General features: G+C 68.4%; 17 protein-coding genes. 8 read left to right on the forward strand and 9 right to left on the reverse strand.

Features of this window, described 5'->3' with window-relative positions; translation table 11 throughout:
* Positions 1-9 precede the first annotated feature (9 nt).
* Entirely contained in the window at positions 10-1,488 is a 1,479-nt protein-coding gene (locus tag CGUA_RS13090) for a CCA tRNA nucleotidyltransferase (protein WP_374725053.1), read from the reverse strand.
* Between the two features lie 216 nt (positions 1,489-1,704).
* Between CGUA_RS13090 and CGUA_RS13095 the strand changes: the two genes are divergently transcribed.
* The 8 genes from CGUA_RS13095 (at position 1,705) to CGUA_RS13130 (ending at position 13,283) form a co-directional block, all read left to right on the forward strand.
* Positions 1,705-2,655, forward strand: coding sequence for an NUDIX hydrolase (locus CGUA_RS13095; protein WP_290196404.1), 951 nt, complete (start codon positions 1,705-1,707; stop codon positions 2,653-2,655).
* The gene (locus CGUA_RS13100; protein WP_290196406.1) at positions 2,652-5,159 is read left to right on the forward strand and encodes a hypothetical protein; all 2,508 of its coding nucleotides are present in this window, start codon (positions 2,652-2,654) and stop codon (positions 5,157-5,159) included. Before CGUA_RS13095 ends, CGUA_RS13100 begins: the two co-directional genes overlap by 4 nt.
* Before the next feature lie 117 nt (positions 5,160-5,276).
* Complete coding sequence (gene murJ, locus CGUA_RS13105) at positions 5,277-8,957, forward strand: murein biosynthesis integral membrane protein MurJ (RefSeq protein WP_290196408.1); 3,681 nt, start codon at positions 5,277-5,279, stop codon at positions 8,955-8,957.
* A gap of 156 nt (positions 8,958-9,113) precedes the next feature.
* On the forward strand, positions 9,114-9,863 hold the full coding sequence (locus CGUA_RS13110) for a sigma-70 family RNA polymerase sigma factor (protein ID WP_290196410.1): 750 nt from the start codon (positions 9,114-9,116) through the stop codon (positions 9,861-9,863).
* Positions 9,864-9,959: 96 nt separating this feature from the next.
* The gene (gene trxB / locus CGUA_RS13115) at positions 9,960-10,928 is read left to right on the forward strand and encodes a thioredoxin-disulfide reductase (protein WP_290196412.1); all 969 of its coding nucleotides are present in this window, start codon (positions 9,960-9,962) and stop codon (positions 10,926-10,928) included.
* Between the two features lie 27 nt (positions 10,929-10,955).
* Positions 10,956-11,279 carry a thioredoxin gene (gene trxA, locus CGUA_RS13120; RefSeq protein ID WP_290196414.1) on the forward strand — a complete coding sequence of 108 codons (324 nt, stop codon included), beginning with the start codon at positions 10,956-10,958 and terminating at the stop codon, positions 11,277-11,279.
* 55 nt (positions 11,280-11,334) lie between these two features.
* The gene (locus CGUA_RS13125; RefSeq protein ID WP_290196417.1) at positions 11,335-12,528 is read left to right on the forward strand and encodes an N-acetylmuramoyl-L-alanine amidase; all 1,194 of its coding nucleotides are present in this window, start codon (positions 11,335-11,337) and stop codon (positions 12,526-12,528) included.
* 203 nt (positions 12,529-12,731) lie between these two features.
* Positions 12,732-13,283, forward strand: a complete 552-nt coding sequence (locus CGUA_RS13130) for a hypothetical protein (protein ID WP_290196420.1) — start codon at positions 12,732-12,734, stop codon at positions 13,281-13,283.
* 72 nt (positions 13,284-13,355) lie between these two features.
* Here the strand turns inward: CGUA_RS13130 and CGUA_RS13135 are convergent, their stop codons facing one another.
* The 8 genes from CGUA_RS13135 to rpmH all read right to left on the reverse strand — a co-directional run bounded on the left by CGUA_RS13135 (position 13,356) and on the right by rpmH (position 19,067).
* Positions 13,356-14,027 carry a hypothetical protein gene (locus CGUA_RS13135; RefSeq protein ID WP_290196423.1) on the reverse strand — a complete coding sequence of 224 codons (672 nt, stop codon included), beginning with the start codon at positions 14,025-14,027 and terminating at the stop codon, positions 13,356-13,358.
* A 7-nt stretch (positions 14,028-14,034) separates the two neighbouring features.
* Positions 14,035-15,177: a ParB/RepB/Spo0J family partition protein gene (locus tag CGUA_RS13140; protein ID WP_290196425.1), complete on the reverse strand. Its 1,143-nt coding sequence runs from the start codon at positions 15,175-15,177 to the stop codon at positions 14,035-14,037.
* Positions 15,177-16,091: a ParA family protein gene (locus tag CGUA_RS13145; protein WP_290198403.1), complete on the reverse strand. Its 915-nt coding sequence runs from the start codon at positions 16,089-16,091 to the stop codon at positions 15,177-15,179. The genes CGUA_RS13140 and CGUA_RS13145 overlap by 1 nt, the downstream gene beginning before the upstream one ends.
* A 76-nt stretch (positions 16,092-16,167) precedes the next feature.
* Entirely contained in the window at positions 16,168-16,827 is a 660-nt protein-coding gene (gene rsmG / locus CGUA_RS13150) for a 16S rRNA (guanine(527)-N(7))-methyltransferase RsmG (protein ID WP_374725054.1), read from the reverse strand.
* 136 nt (positions 16,828-16,963) lie between these two features.
* A complete protein-coding gene (gene yidC, locus CGUA_RS13155; protein WP_310169374.1) occupies positions 16,964-18,241 on the reverse strand; it encodes a membrane protein insertase YidC in 1,278 nt (425 codons plus the stop codon).
* A 27-nt stretch (positions 18,242-18,268) separates the two neighbouring features.
* Positions 18,269-18,553, reverse strand: coding sequence for a membrane protein insertion efficiency factor YidD (gene yidD / locus CGUA_RS13160; protein WP_290196427.1), 285 nt, complete (start codon positions 18,551-18,553; stop codon positions 18,269-18,271).
* A complete protein-coding gene (gene rnpA / locus CGUA_RS13165) occupies positions 18,546-18,914 on the reverse strand; it encodes a ribonuclease P protein component (protein ID WP_290196430.1) in 369 nt (122 codons plus the stop codon). The genes yidD and rnpA overlap by 8 nt, the downstream gene beginning before the upstream one ends.
* Positions 18,915-18,929: 15 nt before the next feature.
* A complete protein-coding gene (gene rpmH / locus CGUA_RS13170; RefSeq protein ID WP_290196432.1) occupies positions 18,930-19,067 on the reverse strand; it encodes a 50S ribosomal protein L34 in 138 nt (45 codons plus the stop codon).
* Between the last annotated feature and the right edge of the window lie 777 nt (positions 19,068-19,844).

The raw sequence follows: 19,844 nt of genomic DNA on the forward strand, positions 1-19,844 counted from the left end.
TGCTTCTCCTTAGTTCTCCTGCTCGTTGCGCCACCACTCGCGAAGGTGCTCGATGGCCACCTCCCTGTCCAGGGGGCCGTGCTCGAGGCGCAGCTCCTTGAGGAAGGCCCACGCCTGGCCCACCTGGGGACCAGGCGTGAGGTCGAGGATCTGCATGATCTCGTTGCCGTCCAGGTCCGGGCGCACCTTCGCGAGGTCCTCCTTCGCGGCGATCTCCTCAATGCGCTCTTCCAAGTGATCGTAGGTCCGCTGGAGCCTTTTCGCCTTTTTAGCGTTACGGGTGGTCGAGTCCGCGCGCACCAGCTTGTGCAGACGGGGCAGGAGTTCGCCCGCGTCGGCGACGTAGCGGCGCACCGCGGAATCGGTCCACTGTCCCTCGCCGAAGCCGTGGAAGCGCATGTGCAGGTACACCAGCTGGCCGATGTCGTTGGTCAGGTGCTTGGGGTACTTGAGCTGGCGCAGGCGCTTCTTGACCATCTTCGCGCCGACCACCTCGTGCTGGTGGAAGGTCACGCCGCCGCCCGGCTTGGCGGCACGGGTGGCCGGCTTGCCGACGTCATGCAGCAGGGCCGCCCAGCGCAGGGTGAGATCGGGTTCCCCGTCCGTCTCCTGGTCGATCGCCTGGCGCATCACCTGCAGGGAGTGCGCGTAGACGTCCTTGTGCTGGAGGTGCTCGTCGGCGGTGAGCTGGAGACCCGGGATCTCCGGGAAGACGTGCTCGAGGATGCCGGTGGCCACCAGCAGGTCTATGCCGCGGGCGGGATCCGTCCCGAGCATGAGTTTGTCCAGCTCCACCTGGACGCGCTCGACGGTGATGCGCGCGATCTCGTCGGCCATCTCGCCCATCGCCTTTTCGACCCGCGGCGCGACGTCGAACTCGAGCTGGGAGACGAAGCGGGCGGCACGGAGCATGCGCAGCGGATCGTCGCTGAAGGAGCGCTCCGGGGTGTCCGGGGTGTCGAGCGCCCGGGCGGCGATGTCCGCCAGGCCGCCGACCGGATCGTGGAAACGGAGTTCCAGGGGGCGATCCCCCTCGTCCGGGTGGGCGGGGAGAAGTTCCACGGCCATGGCGTTGACCCGGAAGTCGCGGCGGATGAGGTCGCCCTCGAGGGTGTCGCCGAAGGTCACCTCCGGGTTGCGGGAGACGCCGTCGTACTGGTCGGCACGGAAGGTGGTGATCTCCACCTGCTGGCCGTGTTTCTCCGCCGAGACCGTGCCGTAGTCGATGCCCGTGTCCCAGACGACCTCGGCCCAGTCCTCCAGGATGGCCTTGATTACCTGGGGGCGCGCGGAGGTGGTGAAGTCCAGGTCCCCGGACAACCGGTCCAGGAGCGCGTCGCGGACGGAGCCGCCCACGAGGTAGAGGGATTCCCCGGCCGCGGCGAAGGCGGTCGCCAGCTCCGTCAACAGGTCCTCATGACTGAGAAGCGTCGACTGGGCGTGGGCGAGCAGGACCAGCTGGGAAACATCGGGGGAAGTCACGCTCATCACCTTACCGCCAGGTCGATGACCAGCCGAACCGCTCCTTCGGCCCGCGCGGTGGACAGGTCCGTGAGATTATCGTCGGGACAGCGGGCGCGGGGAGCCTCCCTCCCGGCAGTGCTCCCGTCGCCGACTTTGAGCACCTTTCACCACCTCACAGGAAGGTGCCACGCAGCCCGTGGCAAATTCCGAAACACCCCGGTGACCTATAGGATCAGCAGAATGAATGAGAACGATTCGGCCGGACAGCCGGGGCAGAATTCCCCGGATGGAGGTTCGGCTTCGCAGCAGCGTCGTCGCCGACGTCGCCGCTCGCGTCGTCGTTCTTCCGGCGGTAGCCAGCAGAGCACCAGCCAGAACACGCAGAGCGGCCAGGGCACCCCGGGGCACTCGGGGGACGAGAAGGCGGCGTCCCAGGGCGAGGCACCGGGCCGTTCGCGTTCCCGTCGGCGCCGGAAATCGGGATCCCAGCCCTCCGGGTCAGGCCAGCAGGGCGGCGAGAAGAGCCAGAACCAGGGCCAGCAGCAGAACCAGGGGCAGTCCCAGAGCCGGCGTTCCCGAGGCAAGTCGGGCGCCAAAGCCGGTGCCCGGACCGCGGCCAAGACGGGCGCCCGGGGACGCAAGCACGCCGCGCAGCGCCACCGTCGCCCGGACCATGGCGGCCCGCGGATGGAGACCAGGGATGAGACCAGCGCCGGCGGGCTCGTCATCAGCGGTCTCGCTGAGGCCGTCAGCGTCACCGGTGAGGTGGACCTCGCGCGGATCTACGTCGCCCTGATCGGGCGTCTGGATCGTCGCGGCCGACTGCTGTGGTCGATGCCCAAGGGCCATGTGGAACCGGGGGAGGAGCGCTCCACCACCGCCGAACGCGAGGTGTGGGAGGAGACCGGTGTCCACGGTCAGGTCATCGAGGAACTCGGCGTCATCGACTACTGGTTCGTCTCGGACGGCGTCCGCATCCACAAGACGGTGCACCATCATCTGCTGCGGTTCGTGGACGGCGAACTCAACGACGAGGATCCGGAGGTCACCGAGGTGGCGTGGATCCCGGCCAGCGAGCTGATCGAGCACCTCGCCTACGCCGATGAGCGCAAGCTCGCGCGCATCGCGCATGACCGCCTTCCGGAGCTGGCACGTGCGGAGCACGAGGCGGGAAGGGCCACCCCGAGGTGACGGGTCACTGGACTCGACGCCTGCGCCGGGGTTTCTCCGCCCTCGCCGCAGGCGCTGTCGCGTTCACGGCCGGCGTCGGCGTCCTGCCGGCGGCCTCGGCCGGCCCTACCCCGGTGACGCCGACGGATCCCCTGGCAAGCGAGCAGTGGGTCAATCCCGCTGTCCGCCCGGGAGAGGCCGACAGCGGCGTCACCCTCGAGCTGGCCGCGGCCCCGGGCCTGCAGGTCGCCCCGTTACGGCCCGGCGGCAACCTGGTCGTGGAGCTGAGGATCCGTAATGACTCGGGGGCGAGCACCGAGGCGCTGTCCCTGGTCGCCCGGCGCGGTGAGGCTGTCCCCGGCAGCGCCCGGGCCCGGGACGTGCTGGCGGCGGACACCAGCCTGTACGGCTACTACGGGGCCATCGAGGAGATCGAAGCGCTGGCGCCGGGGGAGGAACGCACCCTCAGGCTGTCCCTGCCGACGCTGCCGGGTGAGGACGGGTCCCTGTCGATCAGCGCCCCGGGCGCCTACCCGGTCATGTTCACGCTGGGGGACTCCTCCGGGCTGCTGACGACGGAGCGCACGCTCATCCCGGTCACCGGCGACGCCGGCGCCCCCGAAGAGCCTGCAGAGCCCGAGCCGGAGGAGCGGCCGGGTTTTTCGCTGATCTACCCGGTCACCGCGCCCGTGGACATCGTCCCCGGGGAGACCGGCACCGCGCCGGAGCAGCCGCCGCTGCTGCTGCGTTCCGAGGAGCTCGCCGACCAGCTCGCCGAGGGCGGCCGGCTCACCCAGCTCGTCGACGCCTACGCGAGCGCCACCGACGCCGACCCGGAACTGGGCTACGCCTCCTGCCTGGCGCTCGATCCGGCGCTGGTCGACGTCGTGGACCGGATGTCGCGCGGGTACACCGTCACGCCGGAGCGCTCGACGCAGAAGGTGCCCCAGCGGCTGCGTGATTCATGGTTCCGCAACGAGGAGGAGATCCCCTCCGAACCGGGCCGGGGCGCCGAGGACGCGGCGGAGTGGATCGGGGATCTCGTCGCCGTCGCCGAGCAGGGCTGCGTCGTTGCCCTGCCGTGGGCCAACACCGATCTGCGGGCCGTCGCGGCGACGGGCGACACCTGGCTCATGCGCGAAGCGGTGGAGCGGGGCCCGTTCACCCTGGAGCGGATCCTGGGGACGGCCGGCACGACGAACGCCGTGGTCATGCCCGGCGGCTACGTCACGCCCGAGACCTACCCGGCACTGGCGTGGGCCGATCACGAACAGTCCGGGCTCGCTGAGGGCGGAATGTCCGCCCAGTGGGAGGCGGCCCAGACCGCCGGGGGAGAGGCCGCCTACGACCCGGGCGGGCCGGTGCGGGTGCTCGTCGCCGACAACACGGTCGCCGGCGAGGGCGTGGTCCGTGATCTCGGCGCCGGCATCCGGGCGGTGACGTACCAGTCGAGTCTGGCGACCTTGCTGGCGGCGACGGGCGCTGAACCGACGACGACGGGGTACTCCAACACGGCGACGCGCTACGACTACCGCGTCGATTCCCCGGTCTCGCGCACGATCACCGCCGGCGCGGCCCTGCGCGCCGAGCTCACCCAGGCCGAGGACGTCGTCGTCGCGATGCTGCCGGAGGAGCTTGATCCGGAGACCGCGCGCCACCTGCTCAACGTCGGCGGGGCGGTGCTTGCCGACGACTCCGCCCGCCCGCTTCCCTTCGGGGAGCTGCTCGCCCAGCCGGCGACACCGACCGCCCCCGACGCTTTCGTGGGCGCGCCCTTCCCGGATCCCTCGGTCACCTCCGACACGGAGATCGCGGCCGCCCGCGATCACGGCACCTACCTCAACGATCTGACCCGCATCATGGTCAACGAGCCGACCATCGCGCTGACCCGCTACGGTTTCACGCACCCGATGCGGCAGGAGCTGCTCCTCGCGCTCGCCGGCCACGGCCGCTCCTCCCTCGGCGGCTACGACTCCGCCGTCCGGCGCACCGCCGACAGGCTGGGCGCGCTACGCGGGACGCTGCAGGCGATGCGCTCGTCGGTCAGCCTCATCCCGCCGGGCAACGTCTACACCCGGGCCTCCCAGTCCTCGCCGCTGCTCATCGTCGCCGAGAACGGGCTGCCCCTGCCGGTCAAGGTCGCCGTCAACTTCTACTCCGAGGACGAGGTCACTCTCCACGTGGCCACGCCGCTGCGGATCCCGGCGCGGGGTTCGATGACCGTCGAGATGACCGCCGACCTCCCGGCCCGCCACGATCAGACGGACATCCGCCTGTGGCTGGCCACCCAGGACGGCGCCGCAGTCTCCGCGCCGGTGGACATTTCGGTGCAGACCCGCGCGGGCAGCGCCTCGCTGCTGGTGCTGCTGGGCGCACTCGCCGCCGTGCTGGCGATCGCTTTCGTCGCGCGGCGCAGCAGGACGCGTCGACAAGCCACATCCGCGGCGTCGAAGCCCACCGCCCGCGGACCGGATCCGGGCCCCGACCCAGCCAGCCCTGATCCCCACGAACCACCCGTTCTCTGATTGGACGAGACTCACGTGACTACCCCGAAGACACCGCTGCCGGGCACCCGGTCGCGGATTATCCCCCCCTCGCCGGCGGCGCCCGTGCCCAAGCCGCGGGGGAGCTCCCCGGCCCCGGTGAAGGCCGGGACTGCCTCGGAGGCCGTCGACAAGCGCCCCGCCCTCACCGAGGCGCCCGAGCCGGTCGTCGACCGGTCCACGCTGACCGCCGCCCCGGGCGCCGTGCCCCCGCCGATGGCGGAGGACGTCGCGTCCGGTACGCCCGACGCCGCGCCGACGGCCACCACCTCCGACGCGCAGGTCGTGCGCTCCACCGGTTCGATGGCGATAGCCACCCTGCTCTCGCGCATCACCGGCTTCATCCGCACCGTGCTCATCGGCTCCACGCTGGGCACCGCTGTCGGTTCCGCCTTCACCGCGGCCAACACGCTGCCGAACATGATCACGGAGATCGTCCTCGGCTCCGTGCTCACCGCGCTGGTGGTCCCGGTGCTCACCCGCGCGGAGAAGGAGGACCCCGACCGGGGCGCCGCCTTCATCCGGCGACTGTTCACGTTGACCTTCTCGTTGATGACGGTGGTGACGGTGATCGCCGTGATCTTCGCGCCGCAGCTGACCCGCATCCAGCTCAACGCCGAGGGTGAGGTCAACATCCAGCTGGCGACCAACTTCGCCTACCTGCTGCTGCCGCAGATCTTCTTCTACGGCATGTTCTCGCTGTTCATGGCCATCCTGAACACCAAGGAAATCTTCCGGCCGGGAGCCTGGGCGCCGGTCGTCAACAACATCGTCACCATCGGCGTCCTGCTGCTGTACTCGACTGTGCCGGGCTCCATCAACCCCGCCGCACCGACCTCGCTCACCGACCCGCATGTGCTGCTCATCGGCCTGGGCACGACCCTGGGCGTCGTGGTGCAGTGCCTGATCATGGTGCCGCCCCTGCTCAAGGCGGGCGTCGACCTACGCCCGCTGTGGGGAATCGATCCCCGCCTGAAGCAGTTCACGGGCATGGCCGCGGCCATCGTCGTCTACGTCGGCGTCTCCCAGGCCGGCCTCATCGTGACCAACCGAATCGCCTCCGCTTCGGACGCCGCCGCGGTCCTGATCTACTCCAACGCGTGGCTCATCCTGCAGGTGCCCTACGGCATCGTCGGCGTCGCGCTGCTCACCGCGATCATGCCCCGCCTGTCGCGCAACGCGGCCGACGGCGACGACAAGGCCGTGGTCCGCGATCTCACGCTGGCCACCAAGCTGACCTTCATCGCGATCATCCCGATCATCGCCTTCCTCACCTTCTTCGGCCCGGCCATCGGCCATGCGCTGTTCAACTACGGCGCCTACGACGACACCTCCGCCGAGATCACCGGCCTGACGATCAGCTTCTCCGCGTTCACGCTCATCCCGTACGCGCTCGTCATGCTCCACCTGCGCGTTTTCTACGCCCGCGAGGAGGCGTGGACTCCGACGCTCATCGTCGCCGGCATCACCGGCACCAAGATCGTCCTGTCCATGCTCGCCCCGCAGGTCGCCACCTCCCCGGCCACGGTGGTCATCCTGTTGGCCGCGGCCAACGGCTTCGGCTACGTCACCGGCGCGGTCATCGGCGCCCAGCTGCTGCGCCGCAAGCTCGGTTCACTGGGCGGCCCGGAGATCATGCGGACCACGGTCTGGGCCGCCATCGCGGGCGTCGTCGGCGGCGTCGCCGGCCTGCTGGTGCGCTCCCTGCTGCGCAACTTCGCCGGTGGCTTCTACGACTGGATGGAGGGCATCGATTCGATCTCCTCGGCCGTCTTCCTCATGGAGCTGACCCTGGTCGGCGTCGTGTTCATCATCACCGTCGGCCTCGTGCTGGCCCGCTCCGGGCTGCCGGAGGTCCAGACCCTCGGCCGCTCGCTCACCCGCATCCCGGGCATGTCCCGCTTCATCAAGCCGGACGAGGACAAGGCCATCGACACGGGTGAAGCCGACGTCCGCGACATGTACCAGCAGATGTTCGCCCAGGACGTCTTCAACTCCTCCCCGGTCCCGCCGCCGATGTCGGCCGGAGTCGTCCGCGGCCCGCGCCTGGTGCCCGGCGCCCCGGTCTCCGACGGGCGTTTCCGTCTGCTCGTCGACCACGGCTCCGTCGCCGGCGCCCGCTTCTGGCAGGCCCTGGAGCAGTCGACCGGCAAGCATGTCGCGCTCACCTTCATCGACACCACGGGCCAGGCCCCGATGGCGCCGCGCCCCGTCGCGGAGTCCGCCCGCCTCGCCGCGGAGGTCACCCGCAACACCCGCAAGCTGGCGAAGCTGGGCCACGCCGCCATCGCCCCGAACATCCGGGTCCTCGGCTACCGCTCCGGCGCGCTCATCGTCTCCGACTGGGTCGAGGGTTCCCCGCTGCGCGAGGTCGCCCGCACCGCCCTGGATCCGGAGCACCCGGCGACCCTGCACCCGCAGGCCGTCGCACTGGCCCTGGCGCCGCTGGCCAACGCCGCCGCCGAGGCCGAGGCCGCCGGCACTCCGCTGGGCCTGGACAACTCGGCGCGCCTGCGCGTCTCCACGAAGGGCACGACCGTCCTAGCCTTCCCGGGCGTGCTGCCCAACGCCTCGGTGCAGCAGGACGCCTCCGGCATCGCCTCCGCCCTCGAGCTGCTCGCCGAGGCCACCGCCGACGGCGACAAACCTGCGGATCCGACGCTCAAGCAGATCGCCTTCGACGCCCGCGCGGTCGCCACGGAGTCCGCTTCCGAAACACCTTCTGAACCCGACGATCCGACCTGCCTCTCCGCCGCCAACGCGAAGGTACTCGACCTCGGCCACCGGCTGGCAGAGTTCGGCCGCGCCGGGACGGCGTCCCCCGAGACCCGGGCGGAGCTCGCCGACGCCGACACCCCGGACGACACTCCGGCCGACGCCGCCGCCGTCTCGGTCTCCGCGTCGGAACTGATCCGGCGAGGTCTCCTGGACCCCGTGGACATGGGTTCCGGCGACACCGGCGCGGGGGAGAAGGTCTCCACCCAGGACTCCGGTTTCGGATCCCGCGGCTACACCCGTTCCGGCACCGTCGCGGTCGCCGGCGCCGCAGTCGTCTTCGTGGTCCTGGTCGCCGGCGCGACCACCTACCTGACGGGTCTGCTCTCCGGTGACAGCGCGACGTCGCCGATCAACGCGGACTCCCTCCAGGGCTCCCAGGTCGAGACCCAGCCGCGCCAGCTGCCCATCGTCCAGCCGATCTCCGACGCCTCCGTCTGGCAGGCGCCGGGGCAGGATCCGGACGCCGACAACCCGGGCACCGTCTCCGCGGCCGTAGACGCGGACCCGGCGACCGCGTGGCGTTCCAACGAGTACCCCAACGGACTCGGCACCAAGCCCGGCATCGGCCTGGCGCTGACGGCCCAGCGCCCGGTCCAGCTTCAGCACCTCCAGGTGCTCTCGCCCTCCCAGGGCGCCCGCATCTCCGTGTACCTGGTCCCGGAGGGCACCGATCCGCAGACGGTGACCGACCTGTCGACGCTGCCCCGAATCATGCAGGGGACGCTGATGACCGGCCGGAGCAACATCGATCTGGCCGCCCGGGACATCAGCCCGGACACGGCGACCACCTCGCCCACCGTGACCCCGAACGAGGCGACGGATTCCCTTCCGTCCGCCGCCGGCGTCATCGTCTGGTTCTCCGATCTTCCCGAGGACGACGACTACATCGAGCTGGCCGAGGTCGCGCTGATCGGACTCAACACCGCCGCGGACGCCGCCCGCCTGAGCGAGGGCGCCTCCGCGTCGACCCCGGAATTCACCGAGCCGCTTCCGATCCCCTGACCTGACCGCCCCCGCGCCCGGCCTCCTGCACCATAGGGGGCCGGGCGCGGTGTTTTCCGTGCACACCACAGTGGACGGGAAGTCACCGCCGGGACGCCCCGCGGGTTCTAGCATCGGGGTCAAGAACGCTTGAGTCATTCGCTTCCGGGGGGAAGAATGCCAGGTCCAGAACAACGGCTCGACCAGCCGTCCACCATCGCAGAGCGCACCGCCGCCGACGCCAGGGAACGTGCCCGTGACCGGTTGACGGCAGTCGTCGGCAACTCCCGCTTCGAGGGGGACGGCTTCAACGATCCGGCCCGCCCCCCGGAGCCCGGACGCTTCGCGGCGCTGGCGCACCTGGGCAAGACGGAGCGCTCCGACGAACAGCTGGTCTCCGACTTCCTGGCGGGGGACGCCACCGCGTTTTCGACGATCGTGGAACGGCACCGTGCCCGACTGCTGTGGGTGGCCCGCAGATACACCCGGGGCAACGAGGCCGACGCCGAGGACGTCGTCCAGGAGGCCCTGTTCAAGGCGTCGCGCAAGCTCGGTTCCTTCCGGCAGGAGTCCTCGTTGTCGACATGGCTGCACCGGATGGTCATGAACGGCGGCTACGACTTCTCCCACCACCGCTTCCGCAGGGAAATGCCCACGTTGAACGACGACACCGTCGACGCCGAGCACGACTACCGGCTCGCCCACGACCCGCATGCCGCCCATTCGGAGTCGATGGCCGTGCGGGAGGCGCTGAACTCGCTGCACCCCGATCAGCGTCGGGCGCTCCTCGCGGTCGACGCATTCGGGTATTCCGTTAAGGATGTGGCCAGGGAGGAAGGTGTGAAACCCGGCACCATCAAGTCACGTCGGGCCCGCGCACGCACCGCTTTCAGTGAGGCGCTGGCGAGAGTCGGCGCGTCGCCCTAGCCGTGGCGATAGGGGAGACCACGCCTGGCTGGTTACAATGGGGCAACATCACGACGAGATCCATTTCGTCAATCTTTTGAAGGAGTTTGCGTCCCCATGACCGACACCATCCACGAGGTCGCCATCGTCGGTTCCGGCCCGGCCGGTTACACCGCCGCTCTTTACGCGGCCCGCGCGGAGCTCAACCCGATCGTCTTCGAGGGCTACGAGTACGGCGGTGAGCTCATGAACACCACCGAGGTGGAGAACTTCCCCGGTTTCCAGAACGGCATCATGGGCCCGTCCCTCATGGAGGAGATGCGTGCCCAGGCCCTGCGTTTCGGCGCCGACCTGCGCATGGAGCTGGTCGATTCCGTCGAGCTCGAGGGCGAGATCAAGAAGATCCACGTCGGCGACGAGGTCTACCTGGCACGTTCCGTCATTCTCGCGACCGGCGCCGCACCGCGTCTGCTCGGCGTCCCGGGCGAGCAGTCGCTGACCGGCCGCGGCGTCTCCTACTGCGCCACCTGCGACGGCTTCTTCTTCAAGGGTCAGCACATCGCCGTCGTCGGCGGCGGCGACACCGCCATGACCGACGCGCTCTTCCTCACCCGTTTCGCCGAGAAGGTCACCGTCATCCACCGCCGCGAGGAGTTCCGTGCCTCCGCCATCATGGTGGAGCGCGCCCGCGAGAACGAGAAGATCGAGTTCGCCCTGAACAAGGTCGTCGACGAGGTCAAGGAGGTCGACGGCAAGGTCGGCGGCCTGGTCCTGAAGGACACAGTCACCGGCGAGACCAGCGACCTGGACGTCACCGCGATGTTCGTCGCCATCGGCCACGACCCGCGCACCGCCACCTTCCAGGGCCAGCTGCCGCTCAACGAGGACGGTTACGTGCTTGTCGACGCCCCGTCGACCCGCACCGGAATCCCGGGCGTCTTCGCCTGCGGTGACCTGGTCGACGACCACTACCAGCAGGCCGTCACCGCCGCCGGCTCCGGCTGCAAGGCGGCCCTGGACGCCGAGGCTTTCCTGGCCGACACCCCGGCCCCGAGCACCTCCGCCGCCGGCGCCGAGACCGTCTAGGCCCTCCTTCTCGAGAAAGAGAAACCCATGAGCAACGTCGTAGATGTCACCCAGGACACCTTCAAGGCCACCGTCATCGACTCCGACAAACCGGTCGTTGTCGACTTCTGGGCCGAGTGGTGCGGCCCGTGCAAGAAGCTCTCCCCGATGATCGAGGAGATCGCCGAGGACATGGCCGGCGAGGTCACCGTCGCCAAGGTCGACGTGGACACCGAGCGCACCCTGGGGGCCATGTTCCAGATCATGTCAATCCCCTCCGTCCTCATCTTCAAGAACGGTGAAAAGGTCGATGAGTTCGTGGGGCTCCGCCCGAAAGCGGAAATCATTGATCGTATTAAAGCGCACCTCTAACTGCTAGGGTGAGAAACCACATCGATAATGCTTGACACAGGGAGGGGATGCGCCGATGACCGTATCTAGAGGCATCAAGGTTGGGCAGTCCAGCCCACGCGTCGCCGAAGTTCGCACGACGCTGGCCCGTCTCGGCCTGCTCCCCGGCTTCGGGGGAGCCGTCACCGGCGGCAAGTCAGCGTCTCAGAAATACGCCGACGCGGACACCATTTTCGACGAGGCGCTGGCGGAGGTCCTCAAGGCCTTCCAGCAGTCCCGTGGCGTTGTCCCGTCCGGCGTCATCGACGAGCTGACACTGCGCGAGCTGCGCCACGCGTCCTACACACTGGGCGCCCGTGTCCTGCAGTTCCAGCCGAACAACGAACTCATCGGCGACGACGTGGCCCAGCTGCAGGAGCAGCTGCAGGAGCTGGGCTTCTACGACGGGCACGTGGACGGCCACTTCGGTGAGCTGACCCACCGGGCTCTGACCGATTACCAGCTCAACGCCGGCCTCCAGAACGACGGCGTCTGCGGCCCCGACACCCTGCGGGCGCTGTCCCTGCTGGGCCGTCGCATCACCGGCGGTTCCCCGCAGGCGATCCGCGAACGCGAGACCGTGCGCGCCGCCGGCCCGAAGCTGGCCGGCAAGCGCGTCGTCATCGATCCCGGCCTGGGCAACGGCGAGTTCGGTCAGATCGTCCAGGGCCGCTACGGCGAGGTCGCCGAGGAGGAGCTCCTCTGGGATCTCGCGCACCGCATCGAGGGCCGGATGATCGCCGCGGGCATGGAGACCATTCTCTCGCGCACCCGCACGGATAACCCCTCCGCGCAGGATCGGGCCGACATCGCCAATGCCTTCGGCGCCGACCTGATGATCTCGCTGGCCTGCGATTCCTACCCGAACGAGAAGGCCAACGGCGTGGCCAGCTTCTACTTCGGTTCGGAGGAGGGCAGTTCCTCCATGACCGGGGAGACGCTCTCCGGCTACATCCAGCGCGAGATCGCGGCCCGCACCGACCTGCTCAACTGCGGCAACCACGCCCGCACCTGGGAGCTGCTGCGCCTGACCCGGATGCCCTCGGTGGAGGTCGTCCTCGGTTACCTCACGAACCCGGGTGACGTCAGCATCCTGACGGCCCCGGCCAACCGCGACGCCATCGCGGAGGCGATCGTGGTGGCCGTGAAGCGGCTTTACCTGCTGGACGAGGATCACGCGCCGACCGGCAGCTTCCGCTTCGACGAGCTGCTCGCCGCCGAGGGTCTTTGAAGCTCTGATGCGGAAGTTGCGTGAGCCGGCAGTCCCGGGGACGGCGGCCAATCGGTGACGTAGCCGGTCAGCAGGGAGGCCACCCTGCGGTGGCTTTGGGCCCCGGGGGCGCATTTCCTCTCACATGCCGGTCCTTTTCGGGGGGGAGAGAGAAGTACACGTATGTCCGTCGCTGGATTCGCAGTCACCGTAATGTGTGAAACATGAAAGATTTAATCCGTCGGGCCGTCCCCGCCGTCACCGTGTCCCTGGCCCTGATCACCGCGCCTGCCGCGGGCGCGCAGTCGTCCGTCACCAGCCTGCCCGGCCTTCCATCCTTGCCCCGGTTGAGCCCTCTCCCGCAGTTTCCGCAACTGTCATCGGGCATCAGTTTCAACAACCCCTTCGAGCCTGAAGTGGCCGACCCGTCCAACCGGTCGGGCTATGGTCTGCGGGGAGCCATCGAATTCTATCTGGCTGGACAGGGTTATTCCATTGACCGGGGCGGACCGGTCGAGGCCCAGGCACTCGAGCTGGCCAAGCAGGGGTTCAATGGTGAAATCTGGCTCGATGACAAGGGGATCTCCCGGTCCCTCTACTTCCCGCATGGTGAGGGCATTGTCTCACGGGTCAGTCCGGAGGACCTGAAGGCCACGGGGCAGTGGTACCTGACCGCTACTCCGAGCAAGGTGAACAACCCGAAGCGTGCCGGTGTGGAGACCTGGTCAGTGCCCGGCGGGGATGTCTACGTCGGCCAGTTCTTCACCTACGACTAAACGCTCGCCCAGGTTTCGTTCACTGGCCGGGGCGGGGAGTCTGGCGCTGAGCTGGGGTCGGGCAGGAAGACCTCAGGTCACCGGGGCGGCCACCCCGGAGAGCAGCTTCTCGACGGCCGCGGCTGACAGCAGTCCCTGCGCCGGGGGAAGCTCCAGGCGCAGACGCGGCAGCACGGGGTGGGGCTCGACGACCTCGAATCCCGCTGATCGCAGGGCCATCTCGCTGATCAGGCCGATCTCCCGGTCCCTGGCGACGATGTCGGCGTGCTCCTCGCAGAGGGCGGCGACGTCCTCGGTGGTGCAGTCGATGGCCAGGCCGAAGGCCTCGACCGCGGTGGCGCCGCGGCGGGTCAGTTCCATGATGGCGGCGTCGAGCAGCACCGGTTCGATGCCCATCGCCTCGAGCCCGGGATCCACGAACAGTGACGTGATGATCTCCGCGTCCTCGCTGACCGGGCCGGTGGGCATCGCTCGGGCGCCGGGGGCCAGCGACGCGGGGCAGAACAGGATGGTAGCCGTGACCGACAGGCCTGCGGCACCGTCCCCGTCGACGATGGAGTAGCCGCAGGTGCCGTAGTCGAGGAGGGTGGTGGAGATCCACACCTCCTTCTCGAACTGCGCATCGCCGGCTTCGGTCACCCGGCACGCGAGCTCCGGCTCGAGTTCCCAGAAGACGCTGCGGGCCGCCAGCCGATGCAGCAACCTCTGGTTGTCATCGGTCAGTGGACGCAGGCGGGCTCCCATGGGCGGCTCAGTGGTCCTCTGCGCCCGGAGCGCCCTCAGCGCCCTTGATGAGCGCCATGATGCGGTCAAAGTCCTCGCGGTCCCCGAACTCCACCACGATCTTGCCCTTGCGCTTGCCGCGGGTGATGGAGACCTTGGTGTCCCACTCGTCGGCCAGGCTCTCGGCGGCGGTGGTGAGGTACGCGGGCTGCTCGACGGGCTCGCGGACCTTCTTCTCGGGGAGGACGCCGTCGCGGTTGGCCAGCGTCACGGCCTCCTCGGTGGCGCGCACGGAGAGGCTCTCGGCGACGACGCGGTCGGCGAGGGCCGTCTGGGCCGCCTCCCCGGCCTTGAGGCCGAGGATGGCGCGTGCGTGTCCCGCGGAGAGCACGCCGGCGGCGACGCGGCGCTGCACCCCGACCGGCAGCTGCAGGAGACGGATCATGTTGGTGATCACCGGGCGGGAGCGGCCCAGCCGGTCAGCGAGTTCCGCCTGGGTGACGTCGAACTCCTCGAGCAGCTGCTGGTAGGCGGCCGCCTCCTCCAGGGGGTTGAGCTGAACCCTGTGGATGTTCTCCAGCAGGGCGTCCCGGAGCATGTCCTCATCGGAGGTGTCGCGGACGATCGCCGGGATCTTGCGCAGGCCCGCCTTGGTGGCGGCGCGCCAACGCCGTTCACCCATGATGAGTTCGAAGTTGGGTCCGTCAGGGCGGACGACAATCGGCTGGAGAAGGCCGAATTCGCGGATGGAGTGGACCAGCTCGTTGAGCTCGTCCTCGTCGAAAACGGTCCGCGGGTTCTTGTAGTTCGGCGCGATGAGGCCGATCGGGATTTCCTGGTAGGTGGCGCCGAATTCGGCGGCCGCCTCATTCTCCTGTTGCTGGACGACCTTGCGCATCGTCGCCGGGGTCTCCGTCGGCCGGCCGAAGGTCGGGGCGCCGCGCACGGAGCTGCGGGCACGGGATCCCTTGCTGCCGCCGATGACGACGTCCGCGGCACCGTCGCCCAGGCGCGGGCGGGGCGAGGCGCTGGCGCCCTCACCCGGGCCGGCGGGGATCAGCGCCGCCAGGCCGCGGCCGAGGCCGCCCTTCCGGTTCTCACCGCCCTGCTGCCCGATTCGGGGAATGCCAGGGGTCGGTTTCTCGCCGGGCGTGGAATCCTTCGTGGCCATCAGATGCTGTCCTCCATGCTGCTGTCGAGTTGCGCGGCAATAGTCGGGCTCACACCGATCGGACCGGTGGTCTCGTGCGGCTGGTAGTCGCCGCGCTCCGCGAACTCCCGGGCCGCGTCCAGGTAGGCCAGGGAGCCGCGTGAGGTGGGCGAGTAGTCGATGACGGTCTGGCCGTAGCCCGGCGCCTCGGAGACCTTCACGGAGCGCGGAATCATGTTCTTGAGCACGACGTCACCGAACTGGTTGCGCACCTCCTGGGCGACCTGCTCGGAAAGCTTGGTGCGGCCGTCGTACATCGTCATGAGCACCCCCGAGATGTGCAGGGAGGTGTTGAGGTGTTCACGGATCATGCTGATGTTGCCGAGCAGCTGCCCCACGCCCTCCAGCGCGTAGTACTCGCACTGGATCGGAATGAGCACCTCGTCGACGGCGGTCATCGCGTTGATGGTCAGCAGCCCCAGCGACGGCGGGCAGTCGATGAAGATGTAGTCGTAGCCCTGATCGGCGACGTGGCCTTTGCGGAGGGCGTCGGCAAGCCGGTACTCGCGCCGGACGAGGGAGACGAGCTCGATCTCGGCGCCGGCGAGGTCGATGGTCGCCGGAATGCAGTGCAGGTTCGGGTTGTGCGGCGAGACCTGGATGGCCTCGTCCGCGGTGGCCTCACCGATGAGCAGCTCGTAGGAGCTGGTGATGCCCGCCCGGTGCTCGGCGCCGAGCGCAGTGGAGGCGTTGCCCTGCGGATCCAGGTCGACGACCAGAACCTTGAGTCCGTGCGCCGCCAGCGCGGCGGCCATGTTCACGGAGCTGGTGGTCTTGCCGACGCCGCCCTTCTGGTTGGCGACCGTGATAAGGCGCGGCTCATCCGGACGCGGCAAGGTGCCCCGCACCAGGGTCTTGCGCTGCTGCTCATCCATCGAGGGATCGTCCTTGTCTTCCCACCAGTTCATGTTTCCTTACTCTAGTGTGTGGGGACGACACCACCAGATTCGACTACTTCACCCGCGGGATCCGGATGAGTGTGGTCGGTTCCTCCAGCACCTTGTCGCCGACGGTGAAGATCTCCGCCTCGCCGCCGCCGGCTCTGCGGATCTGCGTGGCGTCGCGTTCCAGCTCCTCGCCGACGGAGGATCCCTTCATCGCGACCATGGAGCCGCCGATCTTCACCAGCGGCAGCGACCAGCCGACGAGTTTGCCCAGCGGGGCGACCGCCCGGGAGGTGACCACGTCGACCTTCTCCAGCTTGCGCACGTGCGGCTCCTCGGCCCGGCCGCGGACGACGGTGACATTGTCCAGCCCGAGCTCGTCGACGACCTCGCCGAGATAGGTGGAGCGCTTGAGCAGCGGCTCAATGAGGGTGATCTTCAGGTCCGGGCGGGCGATGGCCAGGGGAATGCCGGGCAGGCCAGCCCCGGAGCCGATGTCCGCGATGGAGGCGCCCGCCGGGAAGGCCTCGCCGATGACGGCGCAGTTGAGGACGTGGCGGTCCCACAGACGCGGCACCTCACGGGGCCCGATGAAGCCGCGCTCGGAGCCGGTGGTGGCCAGGGAGCGGTGGTAAGCGACGGCCTTGTCGAGGCGGTCGCCGAAGATCTCGGCTGCGGCTGCGGGCGGTTCCGGCAGGGCGGCGGGGGTCGTGTTGTCGGCTGACAAAGTGCACTCCTTGGGGTGATGGCACGGCTGGGTATGTACTGTCCAGCGTATCGCGCCCGGGGAAAAAGAAGGAACGCGGTGGGGGGATTCCCACCGCGTTCCGCGTGCTCTTCCGTAGTCCGGAGCGTGCGAGGAACTACGTGTTGTACCTGTCCTTCACCCGGTCGAGCACCCACTGGCGCCCCACGCCCTCGGCGCCGGCGGCGGCGGCCGCCGCGGCGACCTCCGGGTTGCGGGCCTCAAAGCCGTCGCGGGCCAGGTCGTACTCGACGCGCTTGTCGGAGCCGAGCGCCTTGCGTTCGGCGTTGGAGAGGTAGACGAAGTCTCGGTCCTGCGGCTCGATCGCCGGGAGAGCGTCGACGCGCTGCTCGAAGGCTTCGCGACGCGCCGCCCGCGCCGAGGTCGAACCGGTGGCCGGGGCCACGACGTCGCGGCGCTCGGACTTGGTGCGACGATCGGCCTTGCGGGCGCCGACCTGCGGGGCGTTTGCCCTGGCCAGAGCGGCCTTCTCTTCCTCTTCCTGAGCCTCCTCAGCGTCCATCTTGCGGTAGACGAGCTGCATCTGGACGAAGGACCAGCCGACGTTGGCGGCCATGTAGACGAGCAGGCCGATGGTCCAGATCCAGCCGGTGAAGATGGTGAAGGCAGGCATCATCCAGAGCATCATCTTGCCCATCATGTCCTGCTGCATCTTCATCATGTCGGCGTTGTCGCCGGTCGGCGCAGTCACCTTGCCGGATGCCTGGCGGTCCTTCTGGCGGGCCAGGGACAGGCGCGCGTTGAAGTGGGTGATGACGGCGACGAAGATGACCAGCGGCACGGCCACGACGATGACCTGCCAGCGGGCGAAGTCGAGCCCGTTCTCGGCGAAGGCGGCGAGCTGATCCTCTCCCATGGACATGGAGGAAGACAGCGGCACGCCGAAAAAGCGGGCGTCGAGGAAGGACTGGACGTGATCCGGGGAGAAGATGTAGTTCGCGGTGTTGCGGTTCTCCTCGGCGGTCATGCCGAGTCCGCCGCCGCCCATGCCGCCGGGTTCACCGGTGCGGTTGAAGGAACGCAGCACGTGGAACAGGCCGATGAACACCGGGATCTGGATGAGCATCGGCAGACAGCCGGCCAGCGGGTTGACCTTGGCGTCCTTGTAGACCTTCTGGCTTTCCTCGGCCATCTTGGTCTGGTCGTTCTTGTAGCGCTGTCGGACCTCCTGCAGCTTCGGCGCGAGCTGCGCCATCTTGCGGGAGGAGCGCAGCTGCTTCATCGTCGGCCACAGCAGGATGGCCTTGATGGTGAAGGTCAGCAGGATGATGGACAGCACCCAGGTCACGCCTGAGTCCGGGTTCATGACGAGGCTCAGGACCTCGTACCAGAACCACATAACGGCCGAGATCGGCCAATAGACAAAATTGAGCACTTCGGGTCGGAACTCCTAGATCAGTGATTATCGGGCGCGCGATTTCGGCCTCGGGACGGGGTCATAACCGCCCGGATGCCAGGGACCGCACTTTGCCAACCGAGCCAGCGACATCAGTCCGCCACGAATTGCTCCATGCCGGGACACCGCCTCAAGGGCAAACGAGCTGCAGGTCGGCTCGAACCGACAGGTCGACACCATCTTAAGGCCCGACAGTCGGTTTTGGTAGAACCTCACCGCGCTGACGACGAGCCGGGAAAGCGGCCCGCGGGGGGCGGGAAGCCGCTCGCCGTCGGTGTTGAAGTCAGCCACGGTGGCGCGCCTTCTCGATCGCCTTGGCCAGGTCACGGCGCAGCTGCTCGCTCGTCGCCCCGCCGGCGGGCGGGAGGGCGCGGATCACCACGTCGAGGTTGGCCGGAAGCGTGTCGACGAGGGCTATCGCCTCGTGGCGCAGCCGGCGGGACGTGCGGTGGCGAACCACTGCGTTGCCCACGGCCTTGGAAACGACAAGACCGAACCGAGGCCCGGGAACCAGTGAAGGATCCGGGTCAGTCGGTTCGGTCCTGCGGTCACGAACATGCGCGACCAGGGTGCGACTGCCGCCACGGTGGCCCCCCTTGATGGTCGACGCGAAGTCGGCCGAGGAGGCCAGCTTGTGGTGTTTCGGCAGCACTGCGATCCGCGAAGACTACGCGGTGAGCTTGGCGCGGCCCTTACGGCGACGAGCCGTAACGATGGCGCGGCCTGCGCGGGTGCGCATACGGGTACGGAAGCCGTGCTTACGGCTGCGACGGCGGTTATTCGGCTGGAAAGTGCGCTTGGACACGAGGTCTCTCCTTGTGCATGTCGGTGCCACCAGGATCCCGGGACGCAACCTGGCAACCGTTAATGGTTATGAAACTGAGTGCTGCGGCAGGGCGTGGAGATACATGATCCCATGCTGCGGCGCGCGTCTCCGCACTGGACAACGACGTCCCGGTGGCCGGCGCTGATGACGCTCTCAAAAGTGTTTCGCCGAACGTGTTCGTCGTGAACTCGTCCAGGGAAGCAACAGACCCTGACAAGAGTACGCGACAGATCCGAAAGCCGACAAATCGAGGCGGCGCCGCAATTCACACATTTAAACGGGTGCCCCTGAAATTACAAAGCTGTGGTTTTGTGCAGGCCACTGAGGTTTTTGCCGGTCCACCTCCTCGTGGCCCGACCTCGTCCCCGGGGCGCCCCGGCGAGAAAATCCTCGGTAACGGTTCCCTCCTAGACCATTCCACCCCGTGTGGGTAACAATGGCTCAATCACCGCTTCTTCCTGCTCAGGAGAGGATCCGGCCTGTGAATAACCACGCGCTTAGGTGCGGGAAACTCTTTTCCAAATCAATGAACATCCAGGTCAGAACGCAATTTGACGGCAATTACGGCTATCCACACTTAACGGAGTACGCTGTGGATAACTTTATCGGCCAGTTATCCACAGGTGTGGACAAACATGTGGATCGTGAGGTCAACAGGCCTCCTCGCAATGTGAATCATTTGTGAGCAACTGTTGTACACAGGCCGGAACGACACCCAGAATCAACCACCGACAAGACAGAAAAGCGGGGAATTAC

The sequence above is a fragment of the Corynebacterium guangdongense genome (genome assembly GCF_030408915.1).
GTDB classification, from domain to species: Bacteria; Actinomycetota; Actinomycetes; order Mycobacteriales; family Mycobacteriaceae; genus Corynebacterium; species Corynebacterium guangdongense.

Bases quoted from the DNA above. Each gene is read 5' to 3' on its own strand.
- CGUA_RS13125 (WP_290196417.1), top strand. From the start codon at position 11,335: ATGACCGTATCTAGAGGCATCAAGGTTGGGCAGTCCAGCCCACGCGTC.
- trxA (WP_290196414.1), top strand. From the start codon at position 10,956: ATGAGCAACGTCGTAGATGTCACCCAGGACACCTTCAAGGCCACCGTC.
- CGUA_RS13110 (WP_290196410.1), top strand. From the start codon at position 9,114: ATGCCAGGTCCAGAACAACGGCTCGACCAGCCGTCCACCATCGCAGAG.
- CGUA_RS13090 (WP_374725053.1), bottom strand. From the start codon at position 1,488: ATGAGCGTGACTTCCCCCGATGTTTCCCAGCTGGTCCTGCTCGCCCAC.
- CGUA_RS13130 (WP_290196420.1), top strand. From the start codon at position 12,732: ATGAAAGATTTAATCCGTCGGGCCGTCCCCGCCGTCACCGTGTCCCTG.
- trxB (WP_290196412.1), top strand. From the start codon at position 9,960: ATGACCGACACCATCCACGAGGTCGCCATCGTCGGTTCCGGCCCGGCC.
- CGUA_RS13140 (WP_290196425.1), bottom strand. From the start codon at position 15,177: ATGGCCACGAAGGATTCCACGCCCGGCGAGAAACCGACCCCTGGCATT.
- CGUA_RS13095 (WP_290196404.1), top strand. From the start codon at position 1,705: ATGAATGAGAACGATTCGGCCGGACAGCCGGGGCAGAATTCCCCGGAT.
- CGUA_RS13135 (WP_290196423.1), bottom strand. From the start codon at position 14,027: ATGGGAGCCCGCCTGCGTCCACTGACCGATGACAACCAGAGGTTGCTG.
- CGUA_RS13145 (WP_290198403.1), bottom strand. From the start codon at position 16,091: ATGGATGAGCAGCAGCGCAAGACCCTGGTGCGGGGCACCTTGCCGCGT.